The 15,622-nt window shown below is 72.6% G+C and carries 15 protein-coding genes; 8 read left to right on the top strand and 7 right to left on the bottom strand.

All coding sequences use genetic code 11. The features are described 5' to 3' along the window. From ACFPZN_RS38915 to ACFPZN_RS38940, 6 genes are all read right to left on the bottom strand, one after another. On the bottom strand, nucleotides 1-1,281 hold a 1,281-nt coding region (locus ACFPZN_RS38915; RefSeq protein ID WP_378287555.1), incomplete at its 3' end, for a cytochrome P450 family protein. After that, on the bottom strand, nucleotides 1,278-2,501 hold the full coding sequence (locus ACFPZN_RS38920; protein WP_378287556.1) for a cytochrome P450 family protein: 1,224 nt from the start codon (nucleotides 2,499-2,501) through the stop codon (nucleotides 1,278-1,280). The genes ACFPZN_RS38920 and ACFPZN_RS38915, both read right to left, overlap by 4 nt. Further along, the gene (locus ACFPZN_RS38925) at nucleotides 2,498-3,172 is read right to left on the bottom strand and encodes a GTP-binding protein (RefSeq protein WP_378287557.1); all 675 of its coding nucleotides are present in this window, start codon (nucleotides 3,170-3,172) and stop codon (nucleotides 2,498-2,500) included. Before ACFPZN_RS38925 ends, ACFPZN_RS38920 begins: the two co-directional genes overlap by 4 nt. Continuing rightward, nucleotides 3,153-3,515 carry a DUF742 domain-containing protein gene (locus ACFPZN_RS38930; RefSeq protein WP_378287558.1) on the bottom strand — a complete coding sequence of 121 codons (363 nt, stop codon included), beginning with the start codon at nucleotides 3,513-3,515 and terminating at the stop codon, nucleotides 3,153-3,155. The genes ACFPZN_RS38925 and ACFPZN_RS38930 overlap by 20 nt, the downstream gene beginning before the upstream one ends. Before the next feature lie 52 nt (nucleotides 3,516-3,567). Continuing rightward, entirely contained in the window at nucleotides 3,568-3,966 is a 399-nt protein-coding gene (locus tag ACFPZN_RS38935) for a roadblock/LC7 domain-containing protein (protein ID WP_378287559.1), read from the bottom strand. Beyond that, a complete protein-coding gene (locus tag ACFPZN_RS38940; protein WP_378287560.1) occupies nucleotides 3,963-5,558 on the bottom strand; it encodes an ATP-binding protein in 1,596 nt (531 codons plus the stop codon). Before ACFPZN_RS38940 ends, ACFPZN_RS38935 begins: the two co-directional genes overlap by 4 nt. A gap of 644 nt (nucleotides 5,559-6,202) precedes the next feature. Here ACFPZN_RS38940 and ACFPZN_RS38945 point away from each other — a divergent pair. The 4 genes from ACFPZN_RS38945 to ACFPZN_RS38960 all read left to right on the top strand — a co-directional run bounded on the left by ACFPZN_RS38945 (nucleotide 6,203) and on the right by ACFPZN_RS38960 (nucleotide 11,514). Then, nucleotides 6,203-6,802, top strand: a complete 600-nt coding sequence (locus tag ACFPZN_RS38945; protein ID WP_378287561.1) for a TMEM165/GDT1 family protein — start codon at nucleotides 6,203-6,205, stop codon at nucleotides 6,800-6,802. A 53-nt stretch (nucleotides 6,803-6,855) separates the two neighbouring features. Further along, nucleotides 6,856-8,139 carry a YibE/F family protein gene (locus ACFPZN_RS38950; RefSeq protein ID WP_378287562.1) on the top strand — a complete coding sequence of 428 codons (1,284 nt, stop codon included), beginning with the start codon at nucleotides 6,856-6,858 and terminating at the stop codon, nucleotides 8,137-8,139. Nucleotides 8,140-8,222: 83 nt separating this feature from the next. Then, a complete protein-coding gene (locus ACFPZN_RS38955) occupies nucleotides 8,223-10,100 on the top strand; it encodes a CASTOR/POLLUX-related putative ion channel (RefSeq protein ID WP_378287563.1) in 1,878 nt (625 codons plus the stop codon). A 181-nt stretch (nucleotides 10,101-10,281) separates the two neighbouring features. After that, a complete protein-coding gene (locus ACFPZN_RS38960; protein WP_378287565.1) occupies nucleotides 10,282-11,514 on the top strand; it encodes an aspartyl protease family protein in 1,233 nt (410 codons plus the stop codon). A gap of 20 nt (nucleotides 11,515-11,534) precedes the next feature. Here the strand turns inward: ACFPZN_RS38960 and ACFPZN_RS38965 are convergent, their stop codons facing one another. Then, entirely contained in the window at nucleotides 11,535-12,407 is an 873-nt protein-coding gene (locus ACFPZN_RS38965; protein WP_378287566.1) for a diiron oxygenase, read from the bottom strand. Between the two features lie 89 nt (nucleotides 12,408-12,496). On the opposite strand from ACFPZN_RS38965, the gene ACFPZN_RS38970 reads away from it, so the two are divergent. The 4 genes from ACFPZN_RS38970 (at nucleotide 12,497) to ACFPZN_RS38985 (ending at nucleotide 15,606) form a co-directional block, all read left to right on the top strand. Next, a complete protein-coding gene (locus ACFPZN_RS38970; protein ID WP_378287567.1) occupies nucleotides 12,497-13,090 on the top strand; it encodes a TetR/AcrR family transcriptional regulator in 594 nt (197 codons plus the stop codon). A 65-nt stretch (nucleotides 13,091-13,155) separates the two neighbouring features. Next, on the top strand, nucleotides 13,156-14,964 hold the full coding sequence (locus tag ACFPZN_RS38975; protein ID WP_378287568.1) for an alkyl/aryl-sulfatase: 1,809 nt from the start codon (nucleotides 13,156-13,158) through the stop codon (nucleotides 14,962-14,964). A gap of 60 nt (nucleotides 14,965-15,024) precedes the next feature. Then, nucleotides 15,025-15,393 carry a Rossmann-fold NAD(P)-binding domain-containing protein gene (locus ACFPZN_RS38980; protein WP_378287569.1) on the top strand — a complete coding sequence of 123 codons (369 nt, stop codon included), beginning with the start codon at nucleotides 15,025-15,027 and terminating at the stop codon, nucleotides 15,391-15,393. A gap of 36 nt (nucleotides 15,394-15,429) precedes the next feature. Then, nucleotides 15,430-15,606: a hypothetical protein gene (locus ACFPZN_RS38985; RefSeq protein WP_378287571.1), complete on the top strand. Its 177-nt coding sequence runs from the start codon at nucleotides 15,430-15,432 to the stop codon at nucleotides 15,604-15,606. The last annotated feature ends 16 nt before the right edge of the window (nucleotides 15,607-15,622 follow it).

Genomic DNA, 15,622 nt, shown 5'->3' on the forward strand with positions numbered 1-15,622 from the left:
GACGACGTGGACGCCCTCGGACGGGTCGGCGTCGAGCCGGGGGCCGAGCGCGGCCAGGTCGACGGGCGCGTCCGCCAGCGGCGTGGCCGTCCCGTCGAGAGCGGCGGCCAGCTCGGCGGCCAGTTCCAGGCGGGGGTGGCGGGCGAAGAGCGCCTTCAGGGCGATCCGCGTTTCGAGGCGGGCCAGGTGCGGGCCGAGGCAGACGTGCGGGCCGTCGCCGAACGCCAGGTGCTTGGCGCGCGGCTCGCGGGAGATGTCGAACAGGTGCGCGTCCGGGCCGTGCTGCTCGGGGTCGCGCGCGACCGCCGTGTACGGGGCCATGATCGCGTCCCCGGCCGGGATGGTGACGCCCGCGAACTCCAGGTCCTCCAGGGGGTAGCGGGCCAGGAAGTTGCCGATCGGCGGGTCCCAGCGCAGCACCTCCTCCACGACCCGCGCCCAGTCGTCGTCGGTGCCGTCCAGGACGGCGGCGAGCTGGGCGGGGTGGGTGAGCAGCGCGCGGACGGCGTTGGTGATCAGCCCGATGGTGGTCTCGTGCCCGGCGGTGAGCAGCACCCAGAGCGTCCCGGCCAGCTCCTCGCCCGACAGGCCGCTCGGGTCGGCCACGAGGGCGCTGGTGAGGTCGTCGCCGGGCTCGCGGGTGCGCAGTGCGATCAGCTCGCCGAGGAACCGCGGGATGTCCTCCTGGACGGCGGTGACCTGCTCCGGCGTGGTGTCGGTGCGGAAGATCGTGTCCACCAGGTGGCGCAGCCGCGCCTGCTGGTCGTCCGGGACGCCGAGCAGCTCGCAGATCACCCGCATCGGCAGCGGGACGGACAGGTGCGCCCGCAGGTCCACCACGCCCGAGGCGTCGGCGTGCGCGGGCAGGGCGTCCAGCAGCTCGGCGGCGGTCGCCTCGATGCCGGGCCCGAGGGCCTGGACGCGGCGCGAGGTGAACGTGCGGGTGACCGGGCGGCGCAGCCGGTGGTGCTCGGCGCCGTTGGCGGTCACCATGTTGGTCACCTTGATCATCCCGATGATCGGGTTGTCGTCGGTGAGCTCCCCGGTCTTCACCGCCGTCCAGTCCCGCCAGTCCTTGCTCACCCGCTCGTGCCGCACCAGCTCGCCGACCAGGGCGTGCGTGGTGAGCGCCCAGGCGTGCAGGCCGCCCGGCAGGACGACCCGCACCACCGGCCCGGCGGCGCGCAGCCGCGCGGCCTCGCCCATGTGGTCGGCGCCGGTCGGGTCGAGGGTGACGACCGGGACGTCCCCGGTGGACGGCGCGGTGCTCGGCGTGGTCAAGGGCGGCCTCCGGGGGCTTCGTGGGTGGCGGTGAACGAGACCGGCAGCGAGGCGGGGCAGCGCGTCCACGGGGACGGCTCGAACTCCAGCCCGGCCGGGTCCACGGTCAGCCGCAGGTCGCGCAGGTAGTGCAGCGCGGTCGCGACCGCCGTGCGGGCGATGGTGCGCGCCGGGTCGCGGGCCGGGCAGGCGTGCGGCCCGGCGCTCCAGGCCAGGTGCGCCCGGTTGCCGCTCTGCCAGAACGCCCGGCCGCCGTGCGCGCGGTGGTCGTGCGCGACCCCGGCCAGCCCGAGGATCAGCGCGTCGCCGCGGGCGATGGCGCGGCCGCCCAGCTCGGTGTCGCGCAGCGCGTACCGGGCCGGCATGTTGATCATCGGCGGGGCGACGGACAGCACCTCGTCCAGCGCGTCGTCCAGGCCCAGCCGCCCGCCCCGCACCCGGCCGGCGAACCGCGGGTCGGTCAGCACCAGCCGCAGCGTCTGCGCGATCCAGCTGATGGTGGTGTGGTTGCCCGCCGACACCAGCACCACGATCGACTGGAGGACCTCGGCCTCGGTGCGCAGGTCCGGGTGGCCGAGCAGGAGGCTGGTCAGGTCGTCGCGCGGGTCGGCGCGGCGCGACTCGGCCAGGCCGAACAGCAGCGCCTCGAAGCGCCGGTTGCCGTCCTGGGAGTCCTCCTGGGAGCCGAACAGGGCGCGCATCGCGTCCAGCAGCTCGCGGCTCTGCCCGGGGTCCAGGCCGATCAGGTTCCCGATCGTCAGCAGCGGGACGGCCGCGGCGTACTCGGCGACCAGGTCGGCGGTGCCGCGCCCGGCGAACCCGCCGATCAGGTCCGCGCACACCGACTCGACGGTACGGCGCAGCCTGCGGTGGTCGACGGAGGCGATCGCGTCCTCCAGCGGGCGCCGCAGCCTGCGGTGCTCCTCGCCGTCGTAGCCGATCACGTTGTCGCGGAAGAACATCATCGGGCCGAGCGGCGAGTCGGGTGGGACCGTTCCGTCCTGGAACGCCTTCCAGTCCCGGGCGTCGCGGGAGAACAGGTCCGGGGTGCCGGTGAGCGCCTTCAGCTCCTCGTACCCCATGACGAGCCAGGCGTGCACGCCCGGCTCCAGCTCCACCGGCGCGACCGGGCCGTGCTCGCTCCACAGCCCGTCGAAGACCGGGCCCAGGTCGGGGCAGGTGGTGGTGGCCGTCAGCGGGAGGGGCGCGGTGGTGGTCATCGCGGGCGGTCCTTCCGGTCCTTCCGTCCGTGGACGGCGATGGCATGGCCGGTCAGCGCCGCCAGGGCGCGGATCGAGGACGTGCGCTCCAGCGCGTTGCAGTCCACGATCGGGGTCTCCGGCAGCAGGTCCAGCGCCTGGCGGAGCTCGTCATGAGTGTGCTGGGGCGTGTCGGGGAAGTGGTTGACGGCGACGGCGAACGGCGCGGGCACGTGCGACTCGATCTGGTCCAGGACGTCGAAGCTGCCCGCCAGCCGCCGCGCGTCGACCAGCACCAGCACGCCGACCGCGCCTTCGGCCAGGCCCGCCCACATGCTCCAGAAGCGGCGCTGGCCGGGCGTGCCGAACAGGTACAGCGCCGTCCGGTGGTTCAGGGTGACGCGGCCGAAGTCCATCGCGACCGTGGTGGTGGTCTTGCCGGTGAGGCCGTCCAGGTCGTCCACGCCGGCGCTGGCCTGGGTGATCGGCTCCTCGGTGCGCAGCGGTTCGATCTCGCTGACCGAGCCGATCAGGCTGGTCTTGCCGACGCCGAAGTCGCCGACGACCAGGATCTTGGCGGTGCGCGCGACCGTGCCGGGCAGGTAGGGGATCCGCTCGACCGGTTCGGGCGGTTCGCCGTCCTCGTAGCCGGCGGCGGGCCCGGACCCTGGGTCAAAGGTCGCGAAGGCCATCGAGCACCTCTTTCAGCAGTTCGAGGCCGGGATCGGTGAAGGCGCCGGCGTGCGTCCGCAGCCGTCCGGCGGCGACCAGGTCGCCGACCAGGATCCGGACGACGCTGATCGGCAGGTCCAGGTGGGCGGCGGCCTCGGCCACCGACAGCACCCCGCCGCCGCACACCCGCAGCAGCGCCCGCTGCTGCGGCGAGGCGGTGGCGGGCAGCGGGCTCTCGGCGGGGGTGGCGGTCAGCAGCGTGTCGACGCCGACCCGTGAGCCGGACGGGGCCGCGCGGCCCCCGGTGAGCACGTAGGACCGCAGCGGCGTGTCCCGGTAGCCGCGCCCCTCCGGTTCGCTCATGCGACCATCCCCGCCCGCCGCCGGGGCGCCCGCGGGCGCCCCCCGGGGCCGCTCATGGCTCGCTCGTGCCGCGGGCCGGCGTGGCCAGCGTCTCCTCGCCCAGCTTGAGCACCATCGCCTGCATCTCCTGGGCGATCAGCGCGGCGTTGATCACCGGCTCGGTGACCACCGCCAGGCAGGACCGGGCCGCGGCGCTGCGGACGAACAGGTAGCCGCCCTCGTGCCCCACCATGAGCTGGTAGAGGGCCCGGTCGCCGGTGCCGAACTCGCCGGCCTGGTCGCGGGCCAGCGACAGCAGCCCGCTGCAGCGCGCGGCCAGCCGGTCGGCCTCCTCCTGCCCGGTGCCCTCGGACCTGGCCCGCAGCAGGCCGTCCACGGAGCACACGATGGCGTGCCGCACGCCCTGGACGTGTGCGAGCCTGCCGACCACCCAGTCCTGATCAGCCGTCATCGGCCTTCGTCTCCCGTTCGGTTCGCGTCGTCGTCACGGTCATCGGGCGCGGTCGCGGGCGGGGGGTGGGGGACGGCCGCGGCGCCCTCGAACAGCGCGCCCATCAGCTCGCCCGCCTCCTGCGGAGTCTCGGGCGACGGCGCGGTCATGGGCGGGGCGGAGGGCGGCGGGACGCTCCGGTTCCGGCGCGAGACCCGCTGCGGCAGGCCGCGCCCGAGGCCGCCGTCCGGCTCCGATTCCGGCTCCGGGACGGGGGCGGGGGCGGGGGCGGGGGCGGACGGAGCGGGCGGCAGCGGGTCGGCCGGAGCGGGCGCGGAGGAGGGGTGGGGGAACGCGGCGGGAGCGGGGGCCAGCGCGACCAGGTCGCGGGGGACGAGCACGACCGCCTGCAGGCCGCCGTAGGGAGACTCGTCCAGCGTGATCTTGAGCCGGTGGCGGCGGACGTAGCGCGCGACGACCGGGAACCCCATCCGCGGGACCTCGCCCATGTCGGCCAGGCTCACCGTGCGGGTGCCGTCCAGCACCGCCCGCGCCTGCGACATGCGGGGCTCCTCCAGCCCGGCGCCGTGGTCGTCGATCCGGAACACCGCGCCCTGCGCCGCGGTCGTGACCCGGACCGTGACCGGGGTGGCCGTCGGCGAGGACTCGGTGGCGTTGGCGAGCAGCTCGGCCAGCACGTGGATCACCGACTCCAGCGCCACCGGCGCGATCGCGGTGTCGGGGTCGCCCTCGACGCCGACCCGCCGGTAGTCCTCGATCCGGGCCTGCGCGGCCTGGACGACCTCGGCGAGCCGCATCGGGGCGTCCCACTGCTGGCCCTCCCAGGTGCCGGACGCCACCGCCAGGCCCTGGGCGAGCCGCGCCGACTGCGCCGCCAGATGGTCGATGACCTGGCACGTCACGTACAGCTCGGGCAGGTCGCGGTAACGCTCGGCGGCGGTCGCGGCCTCCTCCTGGACGCGGTGCATCGCCGACTGCACGCGCCGCGCCAGCGCCACCAGCGTGAGCTGCTGGGACTCCAGGACGTCCGCGTGGTCGCGGTGCACCTCGGCCGCCGCGTCGAGCACGGTGGCGCGCAGCTTGGCCAGCCCGGGATCGAGGGACTCGTCCGCGATCTCCGCCGGCGGCACGTCCCGGCCCTGCCAGGCGGCGGGGAGCTGCGCGGACAGCAGCCGCTCCATCGCGGCGGCGACGGCCTCGTTGCGCGCGGCGAGGTCGCCCGCGTGCGCCTGCCACGCCTGCTCGCGATGCGCCTGCTCCTGCTGGAAGCGGTGGAGGGCGGCGGCCTGCGCCTCGGCCTGGGCGCGGTAGTGGGCCATGCCGTCCCGCGCGGTGGCGTGCCCCCGGTACGTCCACCAGGCCCCGGCCGCGGCGGTGGCCACGAGCAGGTCGGCCAGGACCGCAAGCGCCCACCCCGCCGGGTTCGACCCGTCCAGGAACGGCAGCGGCACGGCCACGACGGCCACCACCGCGCAGAGGGCGAGGATCGGCACCGCCGGCCGGAGCAGCCGCCCGGCGGCCCGCTCTCCTCCCGCGGGCGCGAGGGCCGCCGGAGGCCCCGCGGCGGGCGGGTCAGGCGGGGTAGCAGTCATGATCGCTTTCGTTGCGTGGGGGTCATGGGCCCGGTGCCGCGGACGAGCGCGCGCTCCGCCTGGGGACGCGGGCGCGGCGCGGGCGCGGGCGCCGATCAGCAAATCGCCTACGCGATCGATCGTCAAGGTGGTGATCACTCACACGGGGCCCGTTGTACCCGTTCCGACCTGGGTCTTTTCTCCGGTTCACTCGCGTGACCAGGGGAGATGATCGTTCACCTGGAATTTTCGGATCGCCGGGACGGGTCGCGGCGGGTGCGCGGAGCTATGCGGGTGCTTGCCGTATCTAGCGGTCTTTTATGCCTTTCGCGCGATATGTAGGGAATTGTTGGGAAATGTACCGGGCGGGGGGACGGGAGGGGGCGCCGCGGCCCGATCCTTGACGGCTCAGGTACAGTGGGAGCGGCGAAGGGGAGTAGTCCCGATCCGCTGAGTGGTCGACATACTGGCGCAAGCCCGGCCCTCAGGCCGCGTCCCGCCCGTCCGGCGGGCCCGCGGTGGACGAGACCTTCGGTCTGGCAAGGCGTGCCCGGTACCCACCGGGCGCATCCGTCGTGCCGGGCCGAGCGGTCCTCTCCTCCCTCCGGGTGGCGCGCCACAGGGCCGTCGAGGCCCGGCCCTGAGGGGAAGGCCCCCGAGACCCCATGTCGTTCGACCTGTCCTTCGATCTGGCCACGTTCGCCACCGCGTTCGCCGTGATCTTCCTGGCCGAGCTGCCCGACAAGACCATGTTCGCCTCGCTGGCCATGGGCACCCGGATGCGGCCGCTCTACGTCTGGTTCGGCACCTCCAGCGCGTTCCTGGTGCACGTGCTGGTCGCGACCGCCGCCGGGAGCGCGTTCTCGCTGCTGCCCAAGCCGCTGGTGCAGGTGGTCGCGGCGGCGCTGTTCGCGTTCGGCGCGTACACGCTGCTGCGCGGCGGGGACGACGACGAGGACGAGGACGGCGCCCCCGCCAAGCGCGTCACCGGCCTGTGGCCCACCTACCTGACCGCCTTCACCGTGGTCTTCATCAGCGAGTGGGGCGACCTCACCCAGATCACCACGGCCAACCTCGCCGCCACCCGCGGCCCGCTGGCGGTCGCCCTCGGCTCGCTGCTGGCGCTGATGACGGTGTCCGCGCTGGCCCTGGTCGCCGGCCGCTTCATCGCCGACCGCGTCCCGCTGCGGGTCGTGCAGCGGATCGGCGGTCTGGTCATGGTGGCCTTGGCCGTATGGTCGCTGGCCGAGGCGGTCTTCGGATGAGCCGTCCCCGGACGAGGGGCCGCCCGCACCCACACGGACAGGGACACGGGCACATGCATGCACACGCGCACGGGCACTCCCACGGCGGACCCTCCGATCCCACCGTCGTACGGGCGGTCCTGGCGGTCATCGTCCCGCTCGCGGTGGCCACGCTGGCCGCGCTCCTCTGGATGTGGCCGGGCGAGGTGAAGGCGGGCGGCACGGGGGCCGAGGGCATGACCAAGGTCGGCGGCACGATCGTCGACATCGACCTCAAGCCGTGCCCGCGCCCGGCCGCCCCGCCCGGTGCCTGGCCCGCGGCCGAGCCGGGGGCCGCGCCGCGTCCCACCGACCCGCGCCGCTGCGGGAACGCCCACGTCAGGATGGAGGACGGCGCCCAGGCCGGACGGGTCGTCACCGTCGCCCTGCCCGACGGCCCAGGCACGCAGACGTTCGCGACCGGCGACGACGTCGTCCTGCTGCACCTGCCCGGCGGCGGCCCCGGCGCGGAACCGGGCCCCGAGGGGAGCAGCCCGTACCAGCTGTCCGACCACGACCGGTCCACCGGACTGTGGCTGATCGGCGCCGCGTTCGCGCTGGCGGTGGTCGCGTTCGGCCGCTGGCGCGGGCTGACCGCGCTGGTCGGGCTGGCGGTGACGTTCGGGCTGCTGCTGACGTTCCTGATCCCCGCGATCCTGAACGGCTCCCCGCCGCTGGCCGTCGCCATCGTCTGCGCGGCCGCGATCATGCTGGCGGTGCTGTACCTCACCCACGGGTTCAGCGTCGCCACCTCGATCGCGGTGATCGGCACGCTGGCCAGCCTGGCGCTGACCGGGCTGCTGGCCTGGCTGTCGATCCGGCTGACGCACCTGAGCGGCATCACCGACGACAGCTCGCTGAACCTGGACCTCGGCTACCAGATCAGCACCCAGGGGCTGCTGCTGGCCAGCATCATCATCGGCTCGCTGGGCGTGCTGGACGACGTGACCGTCACCCAGTCGGTCACCGTCACCGAACTGGCCCGCGCCAACCCCTCCTACGGGTTCGGCCGGCTCTACCGGGCCGCGGCCCGGGTCGGCCGGGCGCACATCGCCTCGGTCATCAACACGATCATCCTGGCGTACGCGGGCGCGTCGCTGCCGCTGATGCTGCTGTTCACCGTGGGACGGCAGCCGCTGGGCGAGGTGGTCACCGGCCCGATCATCGCGCAGGAGATCGTGCGCGGCGCGGCCGGGACGGTCGGGCTGATCGCCGCCGTGCCGATCACCACCGCGCTGGCGGCCTTCGCCGTCTCCCGCCGGGCCGCACGCGACGCCGAAGCGCCCGCGGTGCCTCAACCGGCCGGTTCCGGCATGTGAGACATCACCCGGGCCCCGCCCGTACCGGAGGAGTTTCCGGCAAGATGTCGGCCCAGTGGGGCTCGGTACGGGGGAGGTCCGGGTTGGCGCGCATCAGCCTGCGTGATCGGATGCGGTACTGGTTCGACAACACCATGTCGAGGGGGACCCCCGCGCTGATCGGCTGGCTGGGCCTGGCCTCGGGCGCGCTCATCCTGGTCGTGGCCACGCTGGCGGTGGTGCTGGCGCCGGGCGACTCCGAGCAGAACGGGCGCTGGCCCGGGGTCGTCTGGCGCAGCCTGCTGCGCACCCTGGACCCGGGCACGATGGGCGACGACGAGGGCACCGCGCCCTTCCTCGCCCTGATGCTGCTGGCCACGGTCGGCGGGATCTTCATCGTCAGCGCCCTGATCGGCGTGCTCACCACCGGCCTCGAAGGCAAGATCGCCGAGCTGCGCAAGGGCCGGTCGCGGATCGTGGAGCGAGACCACACCATCGTGCTGGGCTGGTCCGACCAGGTGTTCACGGTGATCGCCGAGCTGGTGGAGGCCAACCAGAGCCGCCGCCGGTCGTGCGTGGCGATCCTCGCCGACCGCGACAAGGTGGACATGGAGGAGGCGATCCGGGCGCGGGTCGGCGACACCGGGCGGACCCGGGTGGTGTGCCGGCGCGGCGACCCGCTCAAGGTCGCGGACCTGGAGCTGGTCAGCCCGGGCACGGCCCGTTCGATCATGGTGGTGTCGCCGCCGCTCGCCGACGCCGACAACCACGTGATCAAGGTGCTGCTGTCGCTGGGCGCCCGCGCCTGGGACGACACGCGCCCGCACGTGGTCGCCGCCGTGCACGACTCGGCCAACCTCCCCGCGGCCCGGCTGGCGGGCGGCGAGGAGGCGCACGTGATCGACGCCGACGACATCGCGATCCAGCTGATCGTCCAGTCCCACCGGCAGTCCGGGCTGTCCACCGTGTGCACCGACCTGCTCAACTACCGGGGCCACGAGTTCTACATGCTTCCCGAGCCGGCGCTGACCGGCTCCACCTACGGCGAGGCCCTGAGCGCCTACGAGCTGGGCGTCCCGGTGGGACTGCGCCGCGCCGGCGGGACGGTCGCGGTCAACCCGCCCGGCGACACCGTCATCGGGCCCGACGACGAGGTCATCGTGCTGGCCGAGGACGACCTGCTGATCCGGCTGGCGCAGCACCCGGTGCCGGTGGAGGAGGCGGCGATCACCACGGCGGCGCACCGGGAGCGGGAGCCCGAGCGCACCCTGCTGGCCGGCTGGAACGATCGGGCCCCGAAGATCATCCGACTCCTGGACTCCTTCGTGGAGCCCGGCTCCGAACTGGTGGTCGCGGCCCGCTGCGACCGCGACCCGAGTGGCGACTTCGCGGACCTGGACAACATCAAGGTCCACTTCGTCCACTGCGACCCCACCGACCGGACCCGGCTGGAGGCCCTGGACGTCGGCTCCTTCCAGAAGATCATCGTGCTGGGCGACGCCACCCGCGACCCCCAGCACGCCGACGCCCGCACCCTGGTCACCCTCCTGCACCTGCGCGACATGGAGGAGAGCCTGGGCGACCCGTTCTCCATCGTCAGCGAGATCAACGACGACGCCAACCGCGAGGTCGCGCAGGTCACCAAGGCCGACGACTTCGTGGTCAGCGACAAGCTGATCAGCCTGATGCTCACCCAGCTCAGCGAGAACCGGCACCTGCAGGACGTGTTCACCGACCTGCTCGACCCGGAGGGCTCCGAGCTCTACCTCAAGCCCGCCTCCGGCTACCTGCGCCCGGGTGCCGCCGCCAACTTCGCCACGGTCATCGAGGCCGCCCGCCGCCGCGGCGAGACGGCCCTCGGCTACCGCCTGCGCGACCACCACCACGAGCCGCCGTCGTACGGCGTCGTCCTCAACCCCGACAAGGCCGCCCCCCTCACCCTGTCCGCCGAAGACCACGTCATCGTCCTCGCCGAGGACTAGTCCCTTGACATTTCCCGGACGGAGCGGGGACCGCGGTCACACCCGGGTCACAGCTTTCCGCACCGTGCTGTGACCCCTCGGCCGTTAGAAAGATCGCGACGAGGGATCCGCACGGAAAGGGAGCACATTGGCTGTGGACAAGGAATGGGAACGGCGTTCGGTCCTTCGGGGTGTGGCCGTGATGGCCGGTGCCGCCGCGACCGTGCCCCTCCTGGGCAGGACGGCCATGGCAGAGCCCCGCAGCGGTGACGCGGACGCGCTGTTCAAGGCCGGGAACTTCGAGCAGGCCGGCCGCGCCTACGAGGAGATCCTGAAAAAGGACCCCGAGAACGTGCACGCGGCACGCCAGCGCGGCTATGTAGGGCTACTGGCCAACAAGTTCCCCGAGGCCGAGAAATACCTCACGATGGCCCTCGGACTGGCACCCGACGACAAGCAGACCAACCAGTTCCTGGGGGACTGCTACATCCGGCAGGACAAATTCGCCCTCTCCGTCCCGCGCTGGCAAGCGGCCGGCAAGGACGTCTACGCCAAGTGGTTCGCGGCGGTCAGCGGCGAGCCGTACCAGATCCATGGCGACACCGCGCGGCTGCCATGGCAGCAGATGGATCCGTTTCCGCTGGTGGAGGGTTCGGTCAACGGCGGACCGCCGAAGCGCTTCCTGCCCTACACCGGTGCCTCGTGGCTGGGCATGTCCGCGAAGGTGGCCGAGGAGGCCGGGCTGCGCGCCGTGGCCAGCCAGAAGATCGATTACCTGGACGGCACCGCGTGGCAGTACTTCGGGGTGCTGGAGTCCTTCAAGATGGGCGGCATCGAGCTGCGCAACATCCCCGTGGTGTGGACGGAAACGGATATGCCCGAGGAGGACAGGGACGGCGTCATCGGCACGTGGATCTTCTACCACCTGCTGACCACCTTCGACTACGCGGGCCGGTCGCTGATCCTGCGCCGCCGGACTCCCGAAACGGCCAGGAAGGCACGCGCCGACGCGGCCCGTGCGGGCGCCAAGCCCCTGCCGCTGTGGCTGGCCCGTGAGCAGATGCTGCACAGCACGGGCAGCATCGCCGGCTCCGGCCCACGGGTGGTGGGCCTGTCCATCGGCGGAAGCACCGAGAGCGCCGCGATCATGCCCGAGGCAACGGTCAAGGAGTTGCAGATCCGCACCGACTACGACCGCCCGCTCGAGACTTTCGGCCACAGCCACCCGCAGATCGTCTACCCCTGCTACCCGAAGGAGCTCCGCCTCGGCGACGCCGTCGCCGAAGGGGCCTACAGCGGAACGAACCCGAAGATGCCGGTCGCCCCCTACGGGTTCGACGTGCCGGCCACCCTCTTCCACCCCTTCTACAAGCCCTACAACCTCACCCTCGACTTCACCGACATGAACCTCTACATCGCCCGCGGCAACGCCTGACGATCCTCTCTCGCTCGTCGTCATGTGACGCGCCGCCACAGGGGCGGCGCGGCGCCGGGCCGGACGACGCCCGCGTCGGTGAGGGCCTTGAGGACCGCGCGGGCGCACTCGCGGCGCAGTTCGGCGCGCTGCCGCCGCACGGCCCGCCAGGTGCGCCAGGGCGGGAGGCCGACGGTCTCGTACACGTACGGCTGGATCATCAGGTCGAACATCACCACGACCGCCACCGGGACGATCCAGCGGACCGCGAAGCGGTCGGACCAGGTCGTCGCGGCGTAGTGCTCGCCGAGCGTGGTGCGGGCGAAGGCGAGGTGCCGGGCCTCCTCGGCACGGTGGTAGCGGCTGACCGCGGCGATGTAGGGGTCGGTCTCGGGATGCTCGGCGAGCCGCTTCTGCAGCAGGTCGGGGACCTCCTCCCCGGCCAGCACGAAGGCGTCGAGGGTGGCCGGTCGTTTGATCAGCTTCGGCAGGGCGAGCCGGTAGAGCCGGGTGGCCCAGCGCCCGCCGATGAACGGGTTGCGCTGCTCGGGTGCGAGCTGCCGGAACAGCCGGACGAACAGCCGCGAGTGCCGGGTCTCCTCCCCGATCTCGTGGAGCGCGTAGGTGAAGCGCGGATCGGTGATGTCGGCGCCCAGGGCCATCTGGTAGGCGAACCCGGCCATCAGCACCGCCTCGAACATGATCCCGTTGTGGAAGATCGACGCGAGTTCCTCGCGGGCCAGCCGCGCCCGCTGCTCCGGGCCGAGCTCCAGGTCCAGCCCGGCCACCGACAGCAGCTCGTCGGGGACGATCTGCTCCTGGGTCGGCTCGCCGGCGACCTCGACATCGGGTTCGATGACCCGGCGCAGCGAGGCCCTGTTGAGCCGCTCGACGCGCACCGCGTTGCTGATCATGACGGAGGCCCTCCTTGATGATCGCTCACTCCCAAAGTAGACGATTTCAGTGATTCACTCAATCTCTCAATTTTGAGTAGAGTGAAGCGGTGAGCGCAGCCATGACGAAGAGCGAGCGGACTCGCCAGGCCCTGCTCGAAGCGGCCATCACCCGGTTCGGGCGGGACGGATACCGCCGGACCTCGGTCGCCGAGATCGCCCGGACCGCCGGGCTGAGCGGCACGGCCCCGTACGCCTACTTCGCCGGCAAGGAGGACCTGTTCATCGCCGCCGTCGACGCGGACGCGGCACCCGTCATCGAGGAGGGACTGGCCGGACTCACCGGTGACATCTCCATCGACCACTGGCGCGCCTCGCTGATCATCGCCCTCCTGGACGCGCTGGAACGGCACCCGCTCGCCCGCCGCATCGTCGCCGGTCTCGAACCCGAGTACACCGTGCGGCTCATGACCATCCCCGCCCTGGACCAGTTGCGCGCCGAGACCGCGCGGCGACTGCGCGTCCAGCAGAAGGCGGGGCAGGTCCGCGCGGACATCGACCCCGACCAGTTCGCCCGAGGTCTGGTCCCCATCGTGATGTCGCTGCTGATGGCGCTGCTCCAGACCCGCTCCGACCCCGCCACCCTGCTCGGTCCCGACGTGGCGGCCATCTTCGACGCGGCCGTCCTGCCCCCCACCACCTGAGCCCTCCACGAGCTCTTGCCCTCCGACTGGTGCTCAATTGGGGATAAGCCGGGAATGGACAAGCCGTGGACGTTCAGCCGCAGCCCGATGACCGGACCGACTTCGAGAACGCCGACAAGGGCTTCATCGGTACGGCGTCGAATCCCGCGATCCGGGACGCCTCCGGCCGGACCGTCTGGGACCTGGCCGCCTACGACTTCCTCGGACCCGACTGCCCGGAGACGGCGAACCCGAGCCTGTGGCGGCAGTCCCTGCTGAACGCCAGGCACGGCCTGTTCCAGGTGGCCGTCGGGGTCTACCAGGTGCGCGGCTTCGACCTGTCGAACATCTCCTTCATCGAGGGCGACGAGGGCGTCGTCGTCGTGGACCCGCTGCTGTCCACCGAATGCGCCGAGGCCGCGCTGGCGCTCTACCGCGAGCACCGGGGCGACCGACCGGTGAAGGCGGTGATCTACACCCATTCGCACGCCGACCACTTCGGCGGCGTACGCGGAGTCGTGCCCGAAGGTGCGGAGATCCCCATCATCGCCCCGGCCGGATTCCTGGAGCACGCCGTCGCCGAGAACGTCTACGCCGGGACCGCCATGAACCGGCGCGCCATCTTCATGTACGGGACGGAGCTGCCCAGGGGCGCCGCCGGCCAGATCGGCGCCGGACTCGGCCAGAACACCTCGACCGGCACGATCTCGCTGATCGAACCCACGCTGTCCATCACCGAGACCGGCCAGGAGGAGGTGGTCGACGGTGTCCGCCTCGTGTTCCAGATGACTCCGGGCACCGAGGCCCCCGCCGAGATGAACTTCCTCGTCCCCGACCGCCGCGCCCTGTGCATGGCCGAGAACGCCACCCACAACCTGCACAACCTGCTGACGCTGCGCGGCGCGCTCGTCCGCGACCCGCGCGTGTGGGCCCGCTACCTCACCGAGGCGATCGAACTGTTCGCCGACCGCGCCGACGTCCTGTTCGCCTCCCATCACTGGCCGACGTGGGGCACCCGCGAGCTCACCACGTTCCTGACCCAGCAGCGCGACCTGTACGCCTACCTGCACGACCAGACCCTGCGGATGATTAACAAGGGCTACACCGGCAACGAGATCGCCGAGCTGATCCAGATGCCGCCCGCGCTGGAACGGGCCTGGCACGCCCACGGCTACTACGGCTCGGTCTCCCACAACGTCAAGGCCATCTACCAGCGCTACCTCGGATGGTTCGACGGCAACCCCGCCCACCTGTGGGAACTGCCGCCCGAGGAGTCGGCGAAGAAGCACGTGGAGTACATGGGCGGCGCCGACGCCGCCCTGGCCAAGGCCGCGACCGCCGTCGAGGACGGCGAATGGCGCTGGGCCGCACAGGTCCTCAACTACGTCGTCTTCGCCGACCCGGACAACACCACCGCCTGCGAACTCCTCGCCCAGGTCTACGACAGGCTCGGCCACGGCAGCGAGAACGGCACCTGGCGGAACTTCTACCTGCAGGGCGCCGAGGAACTGCGAGGCAACAAGGCCCCCACCGCCGTCGACACCGCCGCGCCGGACGTCATGGCCGCCCTCAGCGTCGACCAGGTCTTCGACTCCCTCGCCATCCGGGTCGACGGCCCGCGCGCCTGGGACACCCGCCTCACCATCGACTGGAACTTCACCGACCTGAAGCAGGAGATGAGGCTCACCCTCGCCAACGGCGTCCTCACCCGGACCCGCGTCCACGACGGCTCCCCGGCCGACCTCACCCTGACCCTCACCAAACCGCAACTGCTCCAACTCGTCGCGACCGGCGACCTCGACGGCATCCAGACCGAGGGCTACCCCAGCGCGCTCAACACGCTGATCGGCCTTCTCGACGATGTCGACCGCGACTTCGACATCGTCACCCCGTGAGGGTCCCGCCCGCCGAACAAGCGACATGAGGCCCGCGCGGGCGCGGGACCGCTCGTCCCGGTGGCGCAACGGCGGACCCTCGCCCGTCGGGCCGAGAGGACGCCGCCCTCGCCCTGGCCCGCGCGGGCGTCCCGACCTGGGCCACCGCCCGCCGCGCTCGCCGAGGGGGGCTGCCGCACCCTGGAGTTGGACGTCACCGACGACGCGTCCTGCGTCCGGGCCGTCAAGGCCGAGCACAACGTCGCCGGCGCGCTGGTCAACAACGCGGGCTACGCCCTCGGCGGCGTGGCCGAGGAACTGTCGGTGGGCGACCTGCGCAGCCAGTTCGAGACCAACGTGTTCGGGCCGGTCAGGCTGCCCCCACCCTGCGCGGGCTCGTCCCTCCGCCTGTGGGACCGCATCATGCTCCGCATGGTCCCCTTCGAGTGATGTGGACGTGGACAACCGGGCGGGTAGGGGCCGGGTATGAGTAAGACGCCGATGGACAAGGACGCCGCGGCGCGGATCCAGTCAGCCGCGGCGCATGATCCGCACAGCGATTCAGCGCAGGACGACTTCGACCGGCGGGCACAATCCGCCGCCGACCGACACGAAGACGACGACGATCGCGGCACCGGCCAGGACGCCGACAGCGACCGGTGAGGCTCCTCCCAGGCGG

Source organism: Actinomadura rugatobispora, from assembly GCF_042656285.1.
Classification (GTDB): Bacteria; Actinomycetota; Actinomycetes; order Streptosporangiales; family Streptosporangiaceae; genus Spirillospora; species Spirillospora rugatobispora.